This is a genomic window from Ancylobacter sp. (genome assembly GCF_965249975.1).
GTDB lineage: Bacteria > Pseudomonadota > Alphaproteobacteria > Rhizobiales > Xanthobacteraceae > Ancylobacter.
The window spans coordinates 33,235-55,833 of record NZ_CBDFNE010000014.1; the positions used below are offsets into that span (position 1 = coordinate 33,235).

The 22,599-nt window shown below is 69.9% G+C and carries 18 protein-coding genes; 12 read left to right on the forward strand and 6 right to left on the reverse strand.

Annotated elements, in window-relative coordinates:
- Positions 1-77: 77 nt before the first annotated feature.
- The 3 genes from ACP2AH_RS10705 to ACP2AH_RS10715 are packed head-to-tail and all read right to left on the reverse strand — an operon-like array spanning position 78 to position 3,380.
- Positions 78-1,745, reverse strand: a complete 1,668-nt coding sequence (locus tag ACP2AH_RS10705; protein WP_425105788.1) for a formylmethanofuran dehydrogenase subunit A — start codon at positions 1,743-1,745, stop codon at positions 78-80.
- A complete protein-coding gene (locus tag ACP2AH_RS10710) occupies positions 1,746-2,981 on the reverse strand; it encodes a formylmethanofuran dehydrogenase (RefSeq protein WP_425105789.1) in 1,236 nt (411 codons plus the stop codon).
- Between the two features lie 18 nt (positions 2,982-2,999).
- Positions 3,000-3,380, reverse strand: coding sequence for a 4a-hydroxytetrahydrobiopterin dehydratase (locus ACP2AH_RS10715; RefSeq protein ID WP_425105790.1), 381 nt, complete (start codon positions 3,378-3,380; stop codon positions 3,000-3,002).
- A gap of 135 nt (positions 3,381-3,515) precedes the next feature.
- Between ACP2AH_RS10715 and ACP2AH_RS10720 the strand changes: the two genes are divergently transcribed.
- From ACP2AH_RS10720 to ACP2AH_RS10745, 6 genes are all read left to right on the forward strand, one after another.
- A complete protein-coding gene (locus tag ACP2AH_RS10720) occupies positions 3,516-4,556 on the forward strand; it encodes a beta-ribofuranosylaminobenzene 5'-phosphate synthase family protein (protein ID WP_425105791.1) in 1,041 nt (346 codons plus the stop codon).
- A gap of 89 nt (positions 4,557-4,645) precedes the next feature.
- Entirely contained in the window at positions 4,646-5,542 is an 897-nt protein-coding gene (locus ACP2AH_RS10725) for an NAD(P)-dependent methylenetetrahydromethanopterin dehydrogenase (protein WP_421697006.1), read from the forward strand.
- Entirely contained in the window at positions 5,508-6,668 is a 1,161-nt protein-coding gene (locus tag ACP2AH_RS10730) for an ATP-grasp domain-containing protein (RefSeq protein WP_425105812.1), read from the forward strand. Before ACP2AH_RS10725 ends, ACP2AH_RS10730 begins: the two co-directional genes overlap by 35 nt.
- A gap of 7 nt (positions 6,669-6,675) precedes the next feature.
- Positions 6,676-7,647 (forward strand): methenyltetrahydromethanopterin cyclohydrolase, encoded by a 972-nt coding sequence (gene mch, locus ACP2AH_RS10735; protein WP_425105792.1) that lies wholly within the window; start codon positions 6,676-6,678, stop codon positions 7,645-7,647.
- Complete coding sequence (locus ACP2AH_RS10740) at positions 7,644-8,552, forward strand: ATP-grasp domain-containing protein (protein ID WP_425105793.1); 909 nt, start codon at positions 7,644-7,646, stop codon at positions 8,550-8,552. The genes mch and ACP2AH_RS10740 overlap by 4 nt, the downstream gene beginning before the upstream one ends.
- Positions 8,549-9,373 carry a triphosphoribosyl-dephospho-CoA synthase gene (locus ACP2AH_RS10745; protein WP_425105794.1) on the forward strand — a complete coding sequence of 275 codons (825 nt, stop codon included), beginning with the start codon at positions 8,549-8,551 and terminating at the stop codon, positions 9,371-9,373. The genes ACP2AH_RS10740 and ACP2AH_RS10745 overlap by 4 nt, the downstream gene beginning before the upstream one ends.
- Here the strand turns inward: ACP2AH_RS10745 and ACP2AH_RS10750 are convergent.
- Complete coding sequence (locus tag ACP2AH_RS10750) at positions 9,363-10,061, reverse strand: HisA/HisF-related TIM barrel protein (protein ID WP_425105795.1); 699 nt, start codon at positions 10,059-10,061, stop codon at positions 9,363-9,365. The two genes, ACP2AH_RS10745 and ACP2AH_RS10750, sit on opposite strands and share 11 nt — an antisense overlap.
- Before the next feature lie 30 nt (positions 10,062-10,091).
- On the opposite strand from ACP2AH_RS10750, the gene ACP2AH_RS10755 reads away from it, so the two are divergent.
- From ACP2AH_RS10755 to pepN, 4 genes are all read left to right on the forward strand, one after another.
- Positions 10,092-11,060, forward strand: coding sequence for an ATP-grasp domain-containing protein (locus ACP2AH_RS10755; RefSeq protein ID WP_425105796.1), 969 nt, complete (start codon positions 10,092-10,094; stop codon positions 11,058-11,060).
- On the forward strand, positions 11,057-12,106 hold the full coding sequence (locus ACP2AH_RS10760; RefSeq protein ID WP_425105797.1) for a hydantoinase/oxoprolinase family protein: 1,050 nt from the start codon (positions 11,057-11,059) through the stop codon (positions 12,104-12,106). The genes ACP2AH_RS10755 and ACP2AH_RS10760 overlap by 4 nt, the downstream gene beginning before the upstream one ends.
- Positions 12,107-12,136: 30 nt before the next feature.
- Positions 12,137-12,499 carry a dihydroneopterin aldolase gene (gene folB / locus ACP2AH_RS10765; protein ID WP_421696999.1) on the forward strand — a complete coding sequence of 121 codons (363 nt, stop codon included), beginning with the start codon at positions 12,137-12,139 and terminating at the stop codon, positions 12,497-12,499.
- Positions 12,500-12,585: 86 nt separating this feature from the next.
- On the forward strand, positions 12,586-15,234 hold the full coding sequence (gene pepN, locus ACP2AH_RS10770; RefSeq protein WP_425105798.1) for an aminopeptidase N: 2,649 nt from the start codon (positions 12,586-12,588) through the stop codon (positions 15,232-15,234).
- 70 nt (positions 15,235-15,304) lie between these two features.
- On the opposite strand, the gene fae is transcribed toward pepN, so the two are convergent.
- Positions 15,305-15,844, reverse strand: a complete 540-nt coding sequence (gene fae / locus ACP2AH_RS10775; RefSeq protein WP_244377817.1) for a formaldehyde-activating enzyme — start codon at positions 15,842-15,844, stop codon at positions 15,305-15,307.
- Between the two features lie 405 nt (positions 15,845-16,249).
- On the opposite strand from fae, the gene ACP2AH_RS10780 reads away from it, so the two are divergent.
- Both ACP2AH_RS10780 and ACP2AH_RS10785 read left to right on the forward strand, forming a co-directional pair.
- A complete protein-coding gene (locus ACP2AH_RS10780; RefSeq protein ID WP_425105799.1) occupies positions 16,250-18,454 on the forward strand; it encodes a PAS domain-containing sensor histidine kinase in 2,205 nt (734 codons plus the stop codon).
- A 6-nt stretch (positions 18,455-18,460) separates the two neighbouring features.
- Positions 18,461-19,576 (forward strand): NAD(P)/FAD-dependent oxidoreductase, encoded by a 1,116-nt coding sequence (locus ACP2AH_RS10785; RefSeq protein WP_425105800.1) that lies wholly within the window; start codon positions 18,461-18,463, stop codon positions 19,574-19,576.
- Here the strand turns inward: ACP2AH_RS10785 and ACP2AH_RS10790 are convergent.
- Positions 19,573-22,554, reverse strand: a complete 2,982-nt coding sequence (locus ACP2AH_RS10790) for a bifunctional [glutamine synthetase] adenylyltransferase/[glutamine synthetase]-adenylyl-L-tyrosine phosphorylase (protein ID WP_425105801.1) — start codon at positions 22,552-22,554, stop codon at positions 19,573-19,575. The genes ACP2AH_RS10785 and ACP2AH_RS10790 overlap by 4 nt on opposite strands.
- Positions 22,555-22,599 lie beyond the last annotated feature (45 nt).

A 22,599-nucleotide genomic window follows, 5' to 3' on the forward strand; every position in this document is an offset into this window, starting at 1 on the left:
GAGCGCGTGCCCCCTCACCCGGCGCTCCGCGCCGACCTCTCCCCCACGGGGAGAGGTGCAAAGTCCGTCGATCCCGCTCACGACGCGCCCCCTTCGCATTTCAGGATGGTCGGGCCGGCGCCGTTGCGCAGTTCGCCGTCGGCAATGCGGAAATGCTGGGCCTTCAGCCCCACCGCCTCGTCGAACCAGCGCTGCATGTCCTTCTCGACCGAGCGGTCGAAATCGGGGCGGGCGACATGGGTGGTGCCCTGCGCCAGTTCCACCACCACGCCGTCCTTCACGATCAGGCGGCCGTTCTTGAACACCATGCGGGTGGTCGAGAACATCGCCTCGCGGTCGGCGTCCTCGGTGTGCACGGCAATGTCGGCCACCGCGCCGGGGCCGAGATGGCCCTTGTCGGTCAGCCCGAGAATGCGGGCCGGCGCGGCGCGGGTGAGGATGGCGATCTCCTCCAGCGTATATTCGCGGGTGATCTGCCCCAGCAGCGTGTGCGCCTGCGCCGCCTTGTTCAGCGTGGCGAGCTGGGCGTTGCGGAAATCGCGGTCCATCAGCAGGCGGATGAGGTGCGGATAGGTGGTGAACGGCCCGCCATTGGGATGGTCGGTGGTGAGGAAGATCCGCCAGGGGTCTTCCACCAGCAGGAACAGCTCCAGCCCGATCGCCCATTGCAGCGCGTTGACGAAGGACTTGTCCTTGTACTCGAACGGCACCACGCCGCAGGCGGCGTCCAGCTCGATATCCATGCCGATGGATTTCTTCGGGCTGGCGAGGGCGCGATTGCGGTACTGCGACATGTAGTCGGCCGAAGCCGTAATGGTCTGGCCAAACATCACCTGCCCGACATCGACGGAGATGTTCGGGTTGGCGTTGACCATTTCCGCGATGCGCGCCGCCGAGGAGGAGAAGCGCCGGTCGCCCTCTGTGCCGTAGGAATGGAACTGCAGATGCGTCAGATGCAGCCGCCGCCCCTCGGTGGCGAGCATGGTGGCAAGCGTCGTGTCGTCATTGCCGGGCACGCCGAGATTGCAGCCATGCAGATGGATCGGGTGCGGAATGCCGAGTTCCGTCACGGCCCGGATCAGCGTGGTCAGCACCTTGCGCGGCGTCACACCGTAATGCGGGTTGGCCTCGTCGAGGTCCATCTTGCGGGCATTGAACTTGAAGGCGTTGATGCCGCCGGGATTGACGATCTTGATGGCAAAGGCCTGCGTCGCCTCGATCATCCAGCCGACATAGGCGTTCACCTGCTCCTGACCGGCCCCGGCGGCCAGCAGGCGCTGGAAATAATCGTCATTGCCCAGCACCAGATAGGCGCCGGTGTCGAGATTGGGGATGTCCGCCATTTCCAGATGCGCGCCGCGCGCATTGGCGCCGACCATGGCCGGCTCGAACACGGTGGTGTAGCCGAGTTCGGCGTAGCGACAGCCGGTGGCGTGGGCGGTGGGCACCGCCCGGCCGCCGCCGCAGCCGCAGAAATTGCCCGGCATTTCGGGGAAGGCCCGCCGGTCTTCCTGCATCAGCAGGCGGGCGAGGTTCATCTTGCCGCCGGCGATATGGCTGTGCAGATCGATGCCGCCAGCCATGACGACGGCGCCGCCAAGCTCGTATTCCGCATCGGCCTTGCGATCGGTGGCGGCGACGATGCGCCCGTCCTCGATCTCGATATCGCGCACGGCGCCGCTGGCGACACCGTTTTCGCCATTGGCCGGGTCGAGCACACGCCCGCCCTTCAGCCGCAGTCTCATTTACCCCTCCGCTATGCGACGCACAGCCTCGGCGACGCTGGGGAGCGTCGCGACGCGCAAGGCGCCGAGCGGCAGGCTTACGATGGAATCCATGCGGAACACCGTGCCGGCGTGGTCGACGCCGGGAGTGCCCACGGGGATCAGAACATCCGGTTCTTTGTCGAATATTGTCTCGGGATGGGCAAGAGCGATGATCTTGCCCGCGAAGGCCGGCGGCGGCTCCGGCCGGAAGGCGGAAATCCACACCAGCACATCGGCATCGGCGAGCGCCGCCTCGGTGGCGAACAGCGTGCCGTCATGCGTGCTCGCCTGCCCGCGCACGGCGGTACGCAGCGGATAGCCCAGCCGCCACAGCAGCAACTGGTTGACGCCGATGAGGTTGTCGCGCCCGCCGAGCGGGAACACGCCGGCCCGTGTGGTGACGTTCAGCCGGTCGACCAGCGCGGTGGCGCGCGCGGCGACGAAATCGCCATCGGCACGTTCCGCCGCGTTCCAGGTCACGACCGCGTAATGGGCGTTGCGCAGATCCTCGGCCAGCGCGGCGAGCGCCTCAGCGCCAATGCCGCCGAAGCTCTCCCCCGGCGGGCGGCGGCCGGACACCAGCGTGCCGAGCGCTTCCAGCGCCGCCACCGGGTCCTCGGTGGCGTGGTGAACGACCTGCGCGCCGGCAAGCTGCCCGCGCGCCTTCTCCCCCGGCGCGCCGCCGAGGAAGACCACGCGGCGGTTGGCGCCGGCGAAGAGCGGCGTCGCGGGAAAGAAGCGCTCGAACAGCCGGCCCCAGGTCGCGCTGGGGTCGTCGCCGACGACGAGCAGCAGGTCGCAACGGTTGCGCACCTCCGCCAGCGTGGTGGAGAGCCAGCCGGTGCGCTGGGCGGCGGCATAGTTCCGGAACAGCCCCTCGGAGGCATAATGATCCAGCACCCCGCCGAAGCGGATGGCGAGATCGACGGCCGCCCCGGCACCGGCCATGTCGACGCCGAGCCCGCCAATCAGCGGCGCACGGGCCGCAGCGAGAATCTGGCGGGCCGCGTCGGCCGCTTCGGTCTCACTGGCGGTCTCACCGGCCACACGCGCCACCGGATCGGCGGTATCCAGACGCCGCAGAAGACGCGCCGCCTCGGGGCAGACCGGGGCCTTCGCCCGCACCTGCCGGCCCTCGACCTCGACGGTCAGGTCGTCGCAGCCGAGCCCGCAGAAGCCGCAGGCCACATTCTCGATCGTCTGAACATCGGCCATTGCTAATTACCTGAAACGTCAGTCGTATTTGATATAGGCGAAACGCAGGTCGCCGCGCGGCGTGCCTTCCAGCGCGCTGTCGGGCTCGGTCCCCGGCTGCCAGCCGACGACCTCTTCGATCTTCGTCGCCAATTGGAAATCCCGCTCGGTAATGCCCTTGGCGTCGTGCGACATCAGCCGCACCTCGACCCAGGCATAGGAAGCGGTGATGTCAGGATGGTGCCAGGCGGCCTCCGCCAGATGGCCGACGGCGTTGATCACCATCAGCGTGCCCTTCCAGCTGGAGGTGCGATAGGTACGCCGAATCCAGCCCTCCTGCAGCTTCCAGTGCGGCAGGCAGGCGGCAAGGCGTTCCTCCACCTCCTTGTCGGTGAAGGTCTTTTTGGGATCCAGCGCCATCCCTGGCGTCCTCCTGGCGGCATGTGCCCGTTCTGCTGCGGGCGTCGGTTAACGATTCGGTAGCACGCAAGCGCGGCATCCGGCAAACCCGGAAATGATCACCGCGCTTGTCCCAGACGGCGTCCGGGCCTTACGATGGCGGACGAGGAAACGCTGGTGAACACCACGACACGCCAATTGCACTCGGCAAACGAGCCCCAGGACCGGGCGACGGTGCGCATCACCGCGCCGGGGCGTCTGCATCTGGGATTCCTGGATCTCGCGGGCACGCTCGGCCGGCGTTTCGGCAGCCTCGGCATCACGCTGGACCGCCCCTCGACCGTCGTGCGCCTGCGCCGCGCGGCCACACTTTCCGCCAGCGGGCCGGATGCCGGCCGCGCCCTTGTCGCCGTTGAGAAAGCGGCCGCCCGCTTCGGCCTCGACACGCGGGTGGAGGTGACGGTCGAAGCGGCGCTGCCACCGCATTCCGGCCTCGGCTCCGGCACCCAGCTCGGCCTCGCCGTGGCGACCGGGCTCTGCCTCATCAACGGGTTGGAGCTTTCCACGCGCGAGGTCGGCGCGGCTTTGGGTCGCGGTGCGCGCTCGGCCATCGGCATCGGCGCCTTCACCGAAGGCGGGGTGATCCTCGACGGCGGCAAGAAGCGCGGGTCGGACGCCCCACCGCCCATCCTCTCGCGCCTGCCCTTTCCCGAGAACTGGCGCATCCTGCTGGTATATGACCACGGCCATCAGGGACTTAGCGGGCCCGAGGAAGTGCAGGCGATGGAAGGGCTGCCGCCCTTCGCCGACACGCTGGCCGGGCACATGGCGCGGCTCGCGGTCATGGTGGCGCTGCCGGCGCTGGCAGAAGGCGATGTGGATTACTTCGCCGCCGCCGTCGGGGAAATGCAGCGACTGCTCGGAGACCACTATGCGAGCGCCCAAGGTGGCCGCTATACAAGTTCATCCGTCGCCGAGGTGATGGAGTGGCTGGAGGCGCGCGGTCTGCGCGGCCTCGGCCAAAGTTCCTGGGGTCCCACGGGTTTCGCCATTGTCGGCAGCCCCGAGGAGGCCGACCAGCTTCTCAGCGAGGCCCGGGTCCGCTTCGGCGACCGGCCCGCTCTGGCTTTCGACTGCGCGCGCGGCAGCAATGCCGGGGCGCGGATCGAATGGCTTGCCTGCGTCGAGCAGTGCTAGCGACGGTTTTGGCGTAACGCCCGCGTCGCTCCCTTCTTCTTCCGCAAGAGAGGCCGCAAGGCCCGATTCTGACCTAGGGAACGCACGCCATGGCGGATATCGCCCCCATCCTCCACATCATCTCGCCGCTTCGCCACGTCAGCCCGTTCGACGTGAACATGGCGGTCGACGCCGGCTACACCACCATCCTCCCCTATTCCGGCGTCACGCTCGACGAGGTCGGCGACCTCACGCAGGACATGATGTTCTCGCGCCATCCCGACGCCGCCCCGCGCACCGGCCTGTTCATCGGCGGCAAGGATGCGGGCCTCGCGCTGGACATGGCGAACAAGGCGAAGAGCGTCCTGTTCCCGCCCTTCGAGATTTCCGTCTTCGTCGATCCCGCCGGCTCTTTCACCACCGCCGCCGCCATGGTGGCCGAGGTGGAGCTGAAGCTGCGCCCGGCCCGGCCGGAAGGTCTCAAGGGCGTGAAGGTGCAGGTCTATGGCGCCACCGGCGTCGTCGGTGGCATTGCCGGGGTGATCGCCGCCCAGGCGGGCGCGGAGGTGACGCTGGTCAGCCACCGCGAAATCGAGGCGGTGGAAGCCAAGGCGCGCGATTTCAAGCAGCGCTTCGGCGTCGACCTCGCCAGCGCCTCCGGCAAGAGCGAGGACGACAAGCGCGCCTTGGTGGCGGAGGCCGAGGTGGTGCTGGCCTGCGGCCGCGCCGGCGTGGAAATTCTCTCCGCCGACGTGCTGGCGGGCGCGCCCCATCTCAAGGTCGCCGCCGATGTCAACGCCGTGCCGCCTTCCGGCATTGCCGGCATCGACGCCCATGCCAATGGCACGCCGCTCGCCCATGGCGCGCTCGGGATCGGCGCCCTGACCATCGGCCATCTCAAATACCGCGTGCAGCATGAACTTCTGCAGCGCATGCGCGTCGCCCCGGCGGCGATGACGATCGGGTTTGAAGATGCCTTCCTGCTCGCGCGATCGCTCACAGCCTGAGGACGCGTTCGATGTCGTCCTTGTCGGCATCGCCGCGCGCGGGCTGGCGGCGAGCGCCCGTCGCGCCGGCCTCAACGCCCTCGTCCTCGACCTGTTCGCGGATGAGGACACGCGTGCGCTGGCCGCACGCAGCCTCCAGCTGTGTCGCCGAGACGGGCTCGCGCTCGACCCGGCCGACCTGTTCATCCAGCTCGCCCGCCATGCCGGGCCGGACACGCCGCTCGTGCTCGGCACCGGCTTCGAGGACGCGCCCGACCTCGTCGCACGGCTCGACGCGCGCTATCGCCTCGCCGCCAGCGGGGCGGAGACCATCGCCGCGCTCAAGGACCCGTTCCGCTTCGCCGAAACTCTCGCCTGTCTCGGCATTCCCCATCCCCGGCTCTTTGCCGGCCCGGCCCCGGACGGTGTTCCGACACTGGAAAAGCGCGTCGGCGGGTCGGGTGGGGGGCATGTCCGCCCGTCGCCACAGGCGCGCGGGCCAGGCTGGTATCTGCAGGAACGGGTGGACGGGCGCGCCGTCTCAGCCCTGCTCCTCGGCAATGGAAAGGCCGCTCGGCTTCTCGCCTTTTCCGAGCAATGGTGCGCACCGGCCGAGGCCGCGCCCTTCCGCTATGGCGGCTGCGCGGGCCCGCTCGCACTGGAACCTCGCCTTGTCGCGGAGATCCACTCCGCGCTGTCCCGCCTCACCGCCAGCGTCGGCCTCAAGGGGATGGCGAGCGCCGATCTCATCATCGGTGCGGGGGCGTGGCATCTCATCGAGATCAACCCGCGGCCCGGCGCAACCCTCGACATCTTCGACGCGCCGCCGCTCCCGCCGCTGCTGCGCCTTCACCTCGACGCCTGCGCGGGCGAACTGCCGGAGCTTCCGCTCCTTGTCCCCGGCGCGGGCGTGGAAGCCCGGGCCGCCGGCCTATTTTACGCACCCGCCGCCATCGAGGTGAGGGAGGCCCTGCCCAACTGGGCGGCGGACCGTCCCGCGCCGGGCACGCGCATCGCGGCGGGAGACCCCGTCTGCACGGTGCTGGCGACCGGACGCGACCTTGCCGAGGCCCGCGCCGTTCTGGCGCGGCGCATGGATCATCTTTCGCGCGCTCTCGGCACGGCCGGCCGCGCTGCTGCGGAGTAACTCTCCCATGTCGACCCCCCTCCAGAACGCGCCGGGCCTGAGCGTGGCCGCATTGTCGGCACCGCTCGTCGAGGACCTGCTGGCCAAGGCCGCCACGCTGCGGCTCACTGTGAGCCAAAGCCCGTGCGGCGCCCGCCTGATCGATGCCGGAATCGCCGCCCGTGGCGGGCTCGAAGCCGGCCGGCGCATCGCCGAAATCTGCCTCGGCGGCCTCGGCTCGGTCAGCCTGTCCACCAGCGGCCGGTTCGCGCGCTGGGGCACGATGGTGACCGTGACCACCACCGATCCGGTCCTCGCCTGCCTCGGCAGCCAGTATGCCGGCTGGAGCCTCGCGGAAGGCGACTTCTTCGCCCTTGGCTCCGGCCCCGCCCGCGCCCTGTGGGCGAAGGAGGCGCTGTTCCAGGAACTCGGCTATCGCGACCGTGCCGATCATGCCTGTCTCGTGCTGGAAGTCGACAAGCTGCCGCCCGACGTGCTGGTGGCGCGCATCGCCGAAGAATGCGGCATCGCGCCGGAAAAGCTCACCCTCATCCTGACCCCCACGTCGAGCCTGGCCGGCACGGTGCAGATCGTCGCCCGTGTGCTGGAAGTGGCGCTGCACAAGACGCACGCGCTACATTTCCCGCTCGACCGTGTGGTGGACGGTATCGGCGCCTCGCCCCTGCCGCCGCCGGCGCCGGACTTCGTCGCCGCCATGGGTCGCACGAATGACGCCACGCTCTATGGCGGCGACGTGCAGCTCTTCGTCACCGGACCGGAGGAAGAGGCCCGCGCGCTGGCGGAAGGCCTGCCCAGTTCGTCCTCGCGCGACCATGGCCGCACCTTCGCGGAAATCTTCACCGCCTATAAGGGCGATTTCTACGCCATGGACCCGATGCTGTTCAGCCCCGCCCGCGTCACCGTGACGGCGCTGGAAACCGGCCGCAGCTTCACCTTCGGCGCCTTCCACGACGACATTCTGGAGCGCTCCTTCGCATGAGCGTGGAACGCTCCGACACGGTCGTCATCTTCACAGAGGATGCCGACTGGCACACGCGCCGGCTGAAGGCGGCGATCGAGCGCGAGGGCTTTCCCGTTCTCGTGCTCTCCCTCAACGACTGCGGCTTCGCTATTGGCGGCACCGCCCACGGGCTGGTGCTGCCGGGTCTCGGCGACGCCCTGCCGGCCGCGGCCTTCGTGCGCCTCATCGCCAAGGGCTCGACCGAGCAGATCACCGCGCGGCTCGGGCTGCTGCACGCGCTCTCCGCGCTGGGGGTGAAGGTGATGAACGACGCCCGCGCCATCGAGCGCTGCGTCGATAAATCCATGACCAGCTTCCTTATCGCCCAGGCCGGCCTGCCGACCCCGCGCAGCTTCGTCGGCGAGGACCGGGCGGCCATGCAGGCGCTGCTCGACGCCGCGCCGGGCGACATGGTGCTCAAGCCGCTGTTCGGCGCGCAGGGGCGCGGCATCCGTCGCCTTTCGCCGCGCGCTCTGCTGCCCGACCCGGAAAAGGTCGGCGGCCTTTACTATCTGCAGGATTTCGTCGCCGCACCCACCGCCGAGAGCTACCAGGACTGGCGGGTCTTCGTCATTGGCGGCACGGTGGCGGGGGCGATGCTCCGCCGCTCGCCGGTGTGGATCACCAATATCCACCAGGGCGCCGTCGGCGTGCCGGCACCGTTCGACGCCCGCGCGCATGACCTCGCCATCCGCGCCACGGCGGCGGTCGGCGCCGATTATGCCGGGGTGGACCTGATCGAGGACGCGCGGGGCCAATTTCAGGTGCTGGAGGTCAATTCCATGCCGGCCTGGAAGGGATTGCAGCAGGCGACGGGGCTCGACATCGCGCGTGCTTTGGCCCGCCATCTCGCCGCGACGCTGGCGGTGACGGTGGCGGCATGAACGCCAACGCCATCGCGGCCGCGTTCCGCGCTGCCTGCCATGCCGAACTCGACGCGCTGAAAGCCGGTAATGTCCACCGCTTCAGCGCCGGTCACGGCATGGAGGTCGCGCATTTCGAGCGCGCGGCCGAAGCGGCGGCGCCCCGCCTCACCGCACCCGGCGCCCGTGTGGGGGAACGGATCGAGAGCGCGGTGGCGGCCTCGTTAGCGGCGACGGGCCTCAACACCAATCTCGGCATCCTCCTGCTCTGCGCGCCGCTGGCGGCGGCGGCGGAGAGGCCCGGCCCGCTGCGGGCGTCTCTCGATTCCGTGCTCGCCGGTCTCGACATCACCGATGCGCAGGCCACCTTCCGCGCCATCGCGGCGGCCAATCCCGGCGGGCTCGGCCGGCACGGGGCGCATGATGTGGCCGCGCCCGCCCGTATCGGCCTTGTCGACGCCATGGCGGAGGCGGCGGGGCGCGACCGGATCGCCCGGCAATATGTCACCGGCTTTGCCGATGTGTTCGAGATCGGCCTCCCTCGCCTCGCCGCCCTCGCCGATGCCGAGCCGGAAGCGCGCACCGAGGCGGTGCATCTTGCCTTCATGGCGGCTTTTACCGACAGCCATATCGCCCGCAAATTCGGCGACGCCGCCGCCGAAGGCGTGCGCCGTGAGGCGGCCTCCATCGCCGAGACCGTCGACTTCCGCGCCCCAGCCGCGAGGCGCCGAGCCCCGCTCCTCGCCTTCGACGTCCGCCTGAAGGCGCGCGGCCTCAACCCCGGCACCAGCGCCGACCTCACCGTGGCGACGCTGTTCGCGCAGGCGCTGCTTAGCCCATGAACGCCGCGATATCCGCCTTGGACAGCCGCCCGTCATGCAGCGCGCTCGCCAGCAGCACGCCGGCGACGCCGAGCCCGGCCAGACGATGAAGGTCGTCCACGTCGCGCACACCGCCCGCCGCATAGACGCGCCGGCCCTCCGCCCGTTCGAGGGTGGCGGCGAGGCGTTCCACGTCCGGCCCCTGCCCGGCGCCGACCCGCGCCAGCGTCATCACGATGACCGACTCCGGCCACAGCGCCGCATTGTCGTGCAGGCCCTCCGGCCCGCGCGGCCCTTCCGGTCCGTAGTCGAGCGACAGCAGACCGGCTCCGGCGGCGAGCGCCGCCTCGGCCTGGGCGCGGTCGGAGAGGCTTTCGCTGCCGATCACCGGCCGGCCGGGCCCCTCGGCGACACGGCGGGCCAGCACCTCGGGAGAGGCCTCCCCCGCATCGACCCACAGGGTGAGCCCGGGATGGCGCCCCGCGAGGGCTTGCAGCTGCGCATCATGCCCCCCGCGCCCGGCGATGGCGTCGAGGTCGGCGATGTAGAGCGTGCGGAAGGCGCCGAGCGCCAGCAGCCCGTCGGCCACGGCCTGCGGGGCGGCGCTGGCGGAGAGTGGCGTTTCGATCGGCCGGTAGGCGTCGCGGGCGCCGCGCCGTGCGTGGACCACCGCACCTCCCATCAGGTCGATCACCGGTATAAGTTCCACCTTCGGCCTTCCTCTCTGGTACGCGGGTAGATGCTGGTCTTTGTCGTTGAAACGGTCACCGGGGGAGGCGCCCTCGGTGCGGAACTCCCGGCCTCGCTGATAGCCGAAGGCGCGCTGATGCGCGACACGCTGATTGGCGACCTCGAAGATCTTCCCGGCGTGCGGGTGGTCACCACCCATGACGCGCGTTTCCCCTCCCCGCCGCGCGGCACCAGCACGGCGCTGCGCCTCGGCGACGATCCCGCCTCGGTGTGGCGGCTGATGGCGCGGGAGGCCGATTGCTGCTGGCCGATCGCGCCTGAAAGCGCGGGCGTGCTCGAACGTCTGGTCCGCGACCTGCGCGCCCAGTGCCGGCGCGTGGTGGCGCCGGAGCCGGAGACCCTTGCGCTCTGCGCCAGCAAGCTGGGAACCGCGCGGGCGCTGGAGCAGGCGGGCGTTAAGGTGGTGCCCACCTGGCCACTCGACGCGCTGCCGGCGGAGGTTCCCGGCCCCTTCGTGGTGAAGCCGGATGACGGCGCTGGCGGGGTTGGGCTGCGCGTCATTGACCACCGCCCGGCGCCGCCCTACCCGCCGGGCCATGTCATCCAGCCCCTGGTGGCGGGCGAGGCGGCGAGCCTCACCTTGCTGTGCCAGAACGGCCGGACCCATGTTCTGACCGCCAACCGCCAGCACATCGCGCATGGCGACGGCACGTTGCGCTTCACCGGCGTCACCGTCGGCGCGTTCCCGGTTGACGAGGCGCTGCGGTCTTTCGGGGAGAGCATTGGCGCGGCATTGCCGGGCCTGCACGGTCTCGTCGGGGTCGACTACATCGCCACAGCGGAAGGCCCGGTGGCGGTCGAAGTCAATCCGCGCCTCACCACCTCTTATGCCGGCCTGCGCCGGTCGCTGGCGGTCAACCCGCTGGCCTTCATGAGCGAATTCATCCGCGACGGCATGGTGCCGGACCTGCCGCACCTGCCGCCCGCCCTCCCCGTCGACATCGTGCCTGAGGAATGACCGTGAAGAGAATTGCCCGCCTGGGATGGGATGTCGGCGGCGCCCATGTGAAGCTCGCCGCCTTCGGGCAGGACGGACGGCTGAAGGCCGTGCGCATCGCGCCCTGCCCGGTATGGAAGGGCGAGGCGGAACTCGCTGCCACGTTGCGCGAACTGCGCGCGGAGTTCGAGCCCGCCGTGCCCTCCGCCGTCACCATGACCGCCGAGGGCGCCGATCTGTGGCCGGACCGCCACGCCGGCGTGGTCGGAACGGTGGGGCTGCTGATGCAGGCGCTGGCGGGCGCGCCGCTGGCGCTGTTCGCCGGGCCGGAAGGCTTCGTGCCGCCCGAGCGCGCGGCCGAGCATGCCGACCGCATCGCCTCGGCCAATTGGTACGCCACCGCCGCCGTGCTGGCGCATCTCCTGCCCGGCGGCGTTCTGGTCGATATCGGCTCGACCACCGCCGACCTCATCCCCTTCGAGGCCGGGCGGGTGACGGCGCGCGGCTTCTCAGATGCCGAACGCCTCGCCAGCAACGAGCTGGTCTATTCCGGCGCCGCCCGTACCCCGGTGATGGCGCTGGCGGCCGAAGCGCCATTCGCGGGCCGCTGGCTGCCGCTGATGGCGGAGCTCTTCGCCACCACGGCGGACATCCACCGCCTCACCGGCGACCTGACCGAGGAGGCTGATCTCTACCCGAGCGCCGATGGCGGGCCGAAGACGGTGGAGGCCAGCGCCCGCCGCCTGCTGCGGATGATCGGGCAGGATTTCGCGGCGCCTCTGCTGCCCAAGGCGAAGGCGCTGGCGCGCCACCTCGCGGAAGCGCAGCTCAGCCGCATCGGCCGCGCCTTCGACTGTGTCGCCTCGGCGCAGGAGAATGCGCCGGAGATGCTGGTTGGCGCCGGCGTCGGCCGTTTCATGGCGCAGCGGCTCGCCGAACGGTGCGACCTGACCTATCTCGACCTTGCCGATGTGCTGACCGACGATCCCACCCTCTCCCGCCAGGCGGCGGACTGCGCCCCGGCCGTGGCCGTCGGCCTGCTCGCCGCCGCACTCGACGCTGCCTGACCCACCGAAGAACCCACGGGAATTCCGCTCATGTCCGACCGCATCTTCCTCCGGGGCGTCGAATTGCACGCCTGGCACGGCCTGCATGAGGAGGAAGCGCGGCTCGGCCAGCGTTTCATCGTCGATATCGACTGGTGGCTCGACGCCGGCGACGCCGCCGCCCACGACAATTACGCCGAGACAGTCGGCTATGAGAAAGTGTTCGAGGTCATCCACGAAGTGTCCTCCAGCCACCGCTTCCACATTCTCGAAGCCTTCGCCCAGGCCATCGCCGAGGCGGTGCTGAGCCGCTATCCCCGGGTGGAGAAGGTGCGGGTGGAACTGCACAAGCCTTCCGCGCCGATCGCCGGTATTTTCCGCGACGCCGGGGTCGAGATCACCCGCCATCGCTAAAGCCAGCGCCACGCCCGCTCCCGGCTTCCGGCGCGCGCCGGAATTGACTACCTCTTGACGTTCAGACCGCTTTCCCGGAGTCGACCATGTCGCGCGATGCTGTGCCCCCGCCTGTCCGTCTCGGCGACTACCGGCCGCCGGACTGGCTCGTCGACACCGTGCATCTCGATGTGCATCTGCACCCGACCGCCGCGCGCATCCGCGCCCGGCTGGCGCTGCGCCCGAACCCGGAGGGACGGGAGGGGGCACCGATCGTACTCGATGGCGACGAGTTGCAGCTGAAGGCGCTCCACCTCGACGGCACGCCGCTCGCCGGCACCGCCTATGTCGTCACCCCGCAGGCGCTGACCCTGCTCGCCCCGCCCCAGCGCGCGCTGACGCTGGAGATCGAGACGGTGGTGAACCCCACCGCCAACACCAAGCTGATGGGCCTCTACCGCTCCAGCGGCACCTATTGCACCCAGTGCGAGGCGGAGGGCTTCCGCCGCATCACCTATTTTCCGGACCGGCCGGACGTTCTCGCCATCTACACCACCCGCATCGAGGCGGAGCGCGAGGAGGCACCGGTTCTGCTCGGCAATGGCAATCCGGTGGAAAGCGGGCCGGTGGAGGGCACCAGCCGGCACTACGCGGTGTGGCATGACCCCTGGCCGAAGCCCTGCTACCTCTTCGCCCTGGTCGGCGGCCGGCTCGACCGCATCGCCGACGACTTCGTCACCGCCACCGGCAAGAAGGTCGAGCTCGGCATCTATGTCGAGCCCGGCAAGACCGAGCGCGCGGGCTACGCCATGGACGCGCTCAAGCGCTCCATGCGCTGGGACGAGGAGGTGTTCGGCTGCGAATACGACCTCGACGTGTTCAACATCGTCGCCGTGGCCGATTTCAACATGGGGGCGATGGAGAACAAGGGGCTGAACATCTTCAACGACAAGTATGTTCTGGCCAGCCCGCAGACCGCCACCGATGCCGACTACGCCAATATCGAGACCATCATCGCCCACGAGTATTTCCACAACTGGACCGGCAACCGCATCACCTGCCGCGACTGGTTCCAGCTGTGCCTCAAGGAGGGCCTCACCGTCTTCCGCGATCAGGAGTTCTCTTCCGATGCGCGCTCGCGCCCGGTCAAGCGCATCAGCGATGTCCGGCTGCTGAAGTCGCACCAGTTCCCGGAAGATGCCGGCCCGCTGGCGCATCCGGTGCGCCCGTCCACCTATCGCGAGATCAACAATTTCTACACCGCCACCGTCTATGAGAAGGGCGCGGAAGTGGTGCGGATGCTGAAGACCCTGCTCGGCGAGGAGGGTTTCCGCGCCGGCATGGACCTCTATCTCGACCGCCATGACGGCGACGCCGCGACGGTGGAGGAGTTCCTCGCCTGCTTCGCCGATGCCAATGGCGTCGATCTGACCCAGTTCGCCCTCTGGTACGCGCAGTCCGGCACGCCGCAGCTCGCCGTCAGCGGCACATGGGACGCCGCGACCCACCGCTACCGGCTCGACGTGGCGCAGAGCCTTCCCGCCACCCCCGGGCAGGACCACAAGCAGCCCATGGTCATCCCGCTCGCCCTCGGGCTGGTCGGGCCGGATGGGCGCGACCTGCCGCTCACCCTCGACGATGGCAGCAATGCCGAGCGGGGCGTGCTGCGCATTACCGAGCCGCGCCAGAGCTTCGTCTTCCGCGACATCGCCGAGCGGCCGGTGCCCTCGCTCAATCGCGGGTTCTCCGCGCCGGTGAAGCTGTCCAGCGACCTCACCACGGCCGACCTGCTGTTCCTCGCCCGCCATGACAGCGACCCGTTCAACCGCTTCGACGCCGCCCAGACCATCGCCCTCGGCCATCTCGTGGCGGCGACCGCCGCCGCCCGCGCCGGCGCCGATCTGCCGGTGCCGGACGCGCTGGTGGAGGCGCTGGGGGCGACGCTGGCGGACGGCGCGTTGGACCCGGCTTTCGTGGCGCAGGCGCTGTCCATCCCGTCCGAAGCGGATGTCGCCCGCGAGATCGGCGCGAATGTCGATCCCGACGCCATCCATCTCGCCCGCACCCGGCTGCGCCGGGCGGTGAGCGCGGCACTGGCCTCGCAGCTGGCGGCGACCTATGACCGCCATGCACCCGCGGGCACCTATTCCCCGGATGCCGCCTCCGCCGGTCGGCGCGCGCTGCGCAATAGCTGCCTCGATCTTCTCGCCGCCGGCGGAACGCCCGACGCGCTGGCACGGGCGCAGGCGCATTTCGACACTGCCGACAACATGACCGACCGCTTCTTCGCCCTCGCCGTTCTCGCCCATGCCGCGCCACAGGCGCGCGAGCCGGCGCTGGCGGCGTTTCACGAGCGGTTCCGCGACGATCCTCTGGTGGTCGACAAATGGCTGGCGCTGCAGGCGCAGATCGCCGAGCCGGAGGCACTGGAACGGGTGCGCGGCCTCACCCGCCACCCCGCCTTCGCCTGGACCAACCCCAACCGTGTGCGCGCGCTGATCGGCAGTTTCGCCGGGCTCAACCCGACTCAGTTCCACCGTGCTGACGGCGCCGGACACGCGCTGCTCGCCGAGGCGGTGATCGATATTGACGGGCGCAACCCGCAGCTCGCCGCCCGGCTTCTCGCCGCCTTCAAGAGCTGGCGCTCGCTGGAGCCGGTGCGGCGGACCTCGGCCGAGGCCGCGCTGCGGCGCGTCGCCGCCAAGCCCGGCCTGTCGCCGGATGCGAGCGACATTGTCGGCCGCTCGCTGGAGTGAGGCGCCCAGACGCCCCGCACCTGCCCGCCCCGCACCTACCCGCCCGGCGGGACAGCGCGGGGCGCGCGGCTCAGTACTCGACGACGCCGTCGAGGGCGTAGTGCTTGACGGTCTTGCGGTTGGCGATCAGCTCGTCGACCGTCGGCTTGCCGGTCATGGCGCGTTCCAGCGCCAGCTTCATCGCCTCGTAATTGGTGCGGTAGAGATCCGCCTTGTCGAGGTTCGGGTCCTCGGCGCAGCGCGGGTCGAGCCACACCATCACGATCATGCACAGCTCGTCCGCCTGGTCCTTGGGCAGAATGCCCTCGGCCAGCGCGTCGACGATTGCGTCGCCAATGGCGCCCTGCACCACGCCGCCGAGCAGATCGACATATTCCAGCGTGTGGATGGTGGCCTTGGTGGTCATCATCGTCGCCGGGCGCACCTGCTGGTTCAGGTCGCGCACGACGAACATGCGGGTGTGCCCCTGCACCTGCCCCATCATCGAGGCGAAGGCCTGCCCGGCCGGACCGCGCACCGAGCCGATCAGCACTTCGGGCATCGCGTCGGTGAACTGACCGTCGGCCGCGAGTACGGTCGCCTCGCCGGTGCGGAACCAGATGTCGCTCATGTGAACCTCTTTATTTCTGCCGCCACCCGCCAGCCGGGCAAAAGCGCATAGCATCAGGGCCCGCGCGCCGTCCATGCGGCGTGGTTGTCGGCAGGCGTCACCCTCCTTGTCCCGCAGCGCCACACACCCTGGCACCCCTGGTGCCGCCGGAGGTTGCTGAATCGTTAACTTGACTCTCCCGGACTCTGGACAGGGAGGGGTCGGTTCGATTCAAATCGGAGTGATTCGGAGAGATGCGGCACATCGCTCCTGTCGTGATGGGAACGGGTTTTGGGACTTCGGGGGAGGCCGGCGATGGCGCGCGCCAACGCTGCAGGCGCGTCCGTGCGCGTACAAGCCATGCGAGGGCTTGCACGCAGCGTGGCGCGACCTGCTTATCAGCGATTGGTCGACGCCGAGCCTTTCATGCGCAAGGCCGTCCCGGCGTTGATCGTGGCGTTCATCGCCTCGGTCGCCATTGCCGCGATCGTGCAGATTCACGCCTACCGCGCCGACGCCATCGCCAATGCCAAGGATGAGCTGGCGCTGTTCGCCGCCGCCATCGCCAGCGAGGCCAGCCGCCAGCCCCCCGGCGCGACCACGCCCGACACGCTGCTGAAAAACAGCCTGCCGCCGCGCGCCGCCGAGGATGGCCGGCGTTACGGCCTGATCGACGGCAACGGCAAGATCCTCGCCACCCATGACGAGACCGCCACCGCCGCCGACCAGATCACCCAGCTGCTCGCCAACACCCAGGCGCTGACCATCTTCGCCGAGAATGCCGGCGTGCTCGATGTGGTGATGCCGGACGGCAGCGCCGCCCTCGCGACCGTGCGCAACCTGCCGGGCGGGGCGCTCCAGCTGGTGGTGGTGCAGCCGCTCGCCGGCGCCCTGTCCACCTGGCGCTCCGACACCGTCCTCACCGTCACCCTGCTCTCCACGACAGGCGCGGTGCTGCTGATCCTCGGCTTCGCCTTCCACTGGCAGGCGACGCGGGCCCGCGAGGCCGACGGCATTTATGAGACGGTGCGCGCCCGCATCGACACCGCCCTCTCGCGCGGCCGCTGCGGCCTGTGGGACTGGGACATGGGCCGGGGCCGCATGTTCTGGTCGGAATCGATGTTCGAGATGCTCGGCCACGAGCCGCGCGAGGACCTGATCTCCTTCGGCGAGGTGACGAGCCTCGTCCATCCCGACGACACCAATCTCTACGACATCGCCCGCGAGATCGCCGACAAGCCCGGCCGCACCATCGACCGGGTGTTCCGCATGAAGCATGCTGACGGCCATTGGGTGTGGCTGCGCGCCCGCGCCGAAGTCGTGCCGCAGCACAATGGCGAGCCGCCGCATCTCGTCGGCATCGCGGTGGACGTGACCGAGGAGCGCCGCCTTGCCGAGCGCACCGCCACCGCCGACATGCGCCTGCGCGACGCCATCGAGAGCATCTCCGAATCCTTCGTGCTGTGGGACGCGGCGAACCGGCTGGTGCTGTGCAATTCGCGCTTCCAGTCGCTCTACGGCATCGGCGACGCGCATGTGACGCAGGGCACCGAGTTCGAGACCATCGCTTCGCTCGCCCGCCAGCCGGTGGTGCGCATTCCGCTGCGCACCGAAGACCGGCCGGAGGAAGGCGCCCGCGCCTTCGAGGCGCAGCTGGAAGGCGGACGCTGGCTCAAGGTCGCGGAGCGGCGCACCAAGGATGGCGGCTACGTCTCCGTCGGCACCGACATCACCGCCCTCAAGCGCCATGAAGAGCGCCTGATGGAAAGCGAGAAGCGGCTGATGGCGCTGGTCGCGGATCTGCGCAAATCGCAGCAGACGCTGGAACTGCAGGCGCTGCAGCTCGCCGAGCTGGCGCAGAACTATGCCGACGAGAAGACCAAGGCCGAGGACGCCAACCGCGCCAAATCGGAATTCCTCGCCAATATGAGCCACGAGCTGCGCACGCCGCTCAACGCCATCATCGGCTTCTCCGAGCTGATGGAGAGCGGCCTGTTCGGCCCGCTCGGCAATGACAAGTACAATGAATATTGCCGCGACATCCGCGATTCCGGCCGCTACCTGCTCGACGTGATCAACGACATTCTCGACATGTCGCGCATCGAGGCCGGACGCGTGCAGCTCAACCTGCAATCGGTCCAGCTGGACGAGGTGGTCACCGACGCCATCCGCGTCATGTCGGTGCGGGCGGCCGAGAAGCAGCTCACCATTGTCGACGAATCCGATACGGCGGTGACGGTGGAGGCCGACAAGCGGGCGCTGAAGCAGATCACCCTCAACCTGCTCTCCAACGCCATCAAGTTCACCCCCGAGCAGGGCCGCATCAGCCTGCGCACGCGGCGCTCCAAGCATGCGGCGCTGCTGGTCATCGAGGACAGCGGCATCGGCATCGCCAAGAGCGCGCTTGCCAAGATCGGCCGCCCCTTCGAGCAGGTGGAAAGCCAGTTCACCAAGACGCACAAGGGCTCGGGCCTCGGCCTTGCCATCGCCAAGTCGCTGGTGGAACTGCATGGCGGCTCGATGCGCATCCGCTCCTCCGAGGGAGTCGGTACCACGGTGGTGATCCGCCTGCCCTTGAATGGCCGCCCGGCGTTGCAATACCGTACCGGCCGCTCTTCCGTCGCCGAGTAGCCTTGCATGCACAGCCCTGAAGAACATGCCGTCGACTGCGTCGTCGCCGGCGCCGGCGTGGTCGGCCTCGCCATCGCCCGCGCGCTCGCCCTGAAGGGCCATGAGGTCCTGGTGCTGGAGGCGACCGGCCTCGTCGGCTCCGACACCTCCGCCCGCAACAGCGAGGTGATCCATGCCGGCATCTATTACGCCCCCGGCACGCTCAAGGCCCGGCTCTGCGTCGAAGGGCGCGCGGCGCTCTACGCTTATTGCGAGGCGCGCGGCCTGCCGCACCGGCGCGCCGGCAAGCTCATCGTCGCCAGCAGCGCGGCGGAACTCGACAAGCTCGCCGCCATCGACGCCCATGCCCGCGCCTGCGGCGTCACCGATCTCCAGCCGCTGACGGGTGCGGAGGCGCGGGCGCTCGAACCGGCGCTGAGGGCGGAGGCGGCTCTGCTCTCGCCCTCCACCGGCATCATCGACAGCCACGCGCTGATGCTGGCGCTGCGCGGCGATCTCGAAGACGCCGGCGGCATGATCGCCTTCAACGCGCCGATCCTCGCCGGCGAGGTCACGGCGAAAGGCATAACCCTTGATGTCGGCGGCACGGAGCCGATGCGGCTGTCCTGCACGCGCTTCGTCAATGCCGCCGGCCATGGCGCGGTGCCGCTCGCCCGGGCGCTCGCCGGCCTTCCCGTCGAGGCGATCCCGCCGGCCTATTTCTGCAAGGGCTCCTATTTCACCCTTTCCGGCCGCGCGCCGTTCAGCCGGTTGATCTATCCCGTGCCGGAGCAGGCCGGGCTAGGCGTGCATCTCACCCTCGATCTCGGCGGTCAGGCCCGTTTCGGCCCGGACACCGAATGGATCGACGCGCCGGACTACACGGTCGATCCCGTGCGCGGCACGGCGTTCTATGCCGCCATCCGCCGCTACTGGCCGGCGCTGCCGGACGGGGCGCTGAACCCCGGCTATGCCGGCATCCGCCCGAAGATCGTGCCCGCTGGCGCGCCGGCGGCGGATTTCCGCATCGATGGGCCGGAGGCGCACGGCGTTGCCGGGCTGGTGCAGCTGTTCGGCATCGAATCGCCCGGGCTCACCGCCAGCCTCGCCATTGCCGATCTGGTAGCGGAAAAGCTCGGTTAGGCCCGCTTGCGCCGCCTTTTGGGCTCGGCGCGCAGCAGCCGCTCGAAGGTGGCGCGCACCGCCCGCTGGGTCTCGAACAGATGCGCTTCCAGCGTGGAGAAATCCGGCATCGCCCCGGCCCGTGCCAGCAGGCGGCGCAGCGCCGGGCTCGCTTCCGCAGGCTTGAACGGCTCGGTGATGGCAAGGCGCAGCACCTGCGTCAGATCGTGCAGCAGCCGGCAGGCATCGGCCAGCACCTGCCCGTCCTGCACGTCGATGAGACCGACCCGCTGCGCGGTCTCGATCACCCGCAGCGTCGAGGTGTCGATGATGCGCGGCTCATGCGCGGCATGGGCGAGCACGAGATACTGGGCGATGAACTCGATATCGACCAGCCCGCCGCGCGCATATTTCAGGTCCCAGGGCTCGTCCTCGCCCTTCTCGTCGGCGATGGCGCCGCGCATGTCGAGGATATCGGCCGCGAGCCGGGCCGGATCGCGCTCGCGTGCTAGCACATCGCCGATCGCCGCCTCCACCCGGGCGCGGAAAGCGGGCGAGGCCGCCACCACGCGGGCGCGGGTCAGCGCCATATGCTCCCAGGTCCAGGCCTCCTCGGCCTGATAAAGCTCGAAACGCGTCAGGCTGGTCGCCACCGGGCCGGAACGACCGGACGGGCGCAGCCGCAGATCGACCTCATAGAGTTGGCCGGCATTGGTCGGGGTGGTCAGCGCGTTGACGATGCGCTGGGTCAGCCGGGCGAAATACTGCCCGCCATAGAGCGGGCGCGGCCCGTCGCTGTCGGGGTGTTCCTCGTCGAAATCATACAGCACGATGAGGTCGAGATCGGAGCCCGCCGTCATCTCCCGCCCACCGAGCTTGCCCATGGCGAGCACCGCGACTTCCGCCTGTGGCAGTGTGCCATGCGCGGTGCGGAAGCGGGCGATAACGTCCTCTTCCAGCGAGCGGATCAGCACATCGGCGAGGCGGGCGAAAGCCTCGCCGGCGCGGGCGGCGGGCAGCGTGCCGGAGAGGATGCGCACGCTGATCAGCACATGGTGCTCCTGCCGGAAGCGGCGGGCACGGTCGAGCCGGTCCTCCTCATTCTCGGCCTGGGCGAGATCGGCGGCGAGGCGGGCGGCGAGTTCCGGTTCGTCCGGCAGCGCGCCGAAAAAGGCGGGGTCGAGCAGCGCGTCGAGCAGCGAGGGCCGGTGCGCCAGCATCTCGCCGAGGCGTGGGGCGGTGCCGAGAATGGTGGCGAGCAGCCGCACGAGATCAGGGTTGTGCCGCAGCGCCGCCAGCAGCCGCTGCGCGGTCGGCATTTCGCGGAAGAAGCGGTCGGCAGCGTTCAGCCCGGCATCCGGGGCGCCGCCGCGCGCCAGCGCGTCGACCAGCAGCGGCACGATGGCTTCCAGTTCCTCGCGCACGCCCTCCACTCGCAGGGCACGGGGCTCGCCCGCCAGCCAGCCGCGTACCGTGGCGCTGGCCGCCTTGGGGTCGGCATAGCCGAGCCGGTGCAGCGTCGCCAGCGTCTCGCGGTCGTCCGCGCCTTCCGGGAAGTCGAGCCGCCCTTCCACCGCCGCGCGCGGCGGGGCATCCTCGAACAGCTTGGAATAATGGTGCTGCACCCGGGTGAGGCGCTGGGTCAGCGCCTGGGCGAAGCTCTCGCGGTCGGCATAGCCCATGAAGCGGGCGAAGCCGGCCAGCGCCTCCTCGTCCTCCGGCAGGCTGTGGGTCTGCGCGTCGCCCACCATCTGCAGCCGGTGCTCCACCCGACGCAGGAAATGGTAGGCCTCGTCCAGCTCGGCGCGCGCGCCCTCGCCGATCCAGCCGGTCTGCGCCAGCACGGCGAGCGCTTCCAGCGTGCGCGGGGTGCGCAGGCGCGGGTCGCGGCCGCCGGCGATCAGCTGCTGGGTCTGGGCGAAGAACTCGATCTCGCGAATGCCCCCGCGCCCCAGCTTGACGTTGTGACCCTCGACCGCGATCGCCTCATGGCCGCGAAAGGCGTGAATGTCCTGCTTCATCGCGTGGACATCGGCAATCGCCGCATAGTCCAGCGCCCGGCGCCAGACGAAGGGCGCGAGCTGGCGCAGGAATTCGTGGCCGAGCGCGATATCCCCGGCGATGGGCCGCGCCTTGATATAGGCCGCGCGCTCCCAGGTGGCGCCTTCGCGCTCGTAATAGTCGAGCGCCGCCTCCAGCGACAGCGCGGCGGGGGTGGAGGCAGGGTCGGGGCGCAGGCGCAGGTCGACGCGGGCGACATAACCCTCGCTGGTCCGCTCCTGGATCAGCCGCACCAGCCGCTGCGTCATCCGCACGAAGAACGGCCCGGCCTCCACATCCTTGGCGAGCGGCGCGACTTCGGCATCGTAGAGCACGATCACGTCGACATCGCTGGAATAGTTGAGCTCGCGGGCGCCGTGCTTGCCCATGGCGAGCACGGTATAGCCGAGGCCGTCCACCCCGGTCTTGCGCAGCTTGCGGCTCCCGATTCCCTCGCGCACCAGAAACGCCACCGCCATGGCGATGGCGGCATCGGCGGTCGCGGTCAGTTCGGCGGTGACGGTGGTGAGGTCGAACACCCCGCCAATATCCGCCAGCGCGACGGAAAGCGCGGTGAGCGCCCGCAGCCGCCGCAGCGCCGCCATCACCTCCGCCTCGTCGGACGCGGCCTCCACCGCCGCCTGCGTGGCGGCGCGGGCCTGCGCCAGCGCGGCAACCGGCTCCGCCTCCAGCAAAGCGAGCAGCCGGCCGGGATCGACGCGGATGAGATCGGTCAGGAAGGGCGAGCGCTCCACCACCGCCGCCAGCACGGCGCGCGCCTCGTCATGGGCGGCCAGAAGAGCGTCGAGCCGGGCACGGACGGGCTTGGGCGCTTCAGTGATCGCATCGGCCAGCGCTGGCGGCATCCCCTTCGGAACAGGAAAGCCCTCCGCACGCCGCAGCCCCGCGATGAGGCTCCCGGCCGGGGCCGTATGCGTTCCGCTCTGTCCTGCCGCCATGCCGTCTTCGCCCCCTTCGTTTGTGTGCCCGTCCGCTTCGGGCCG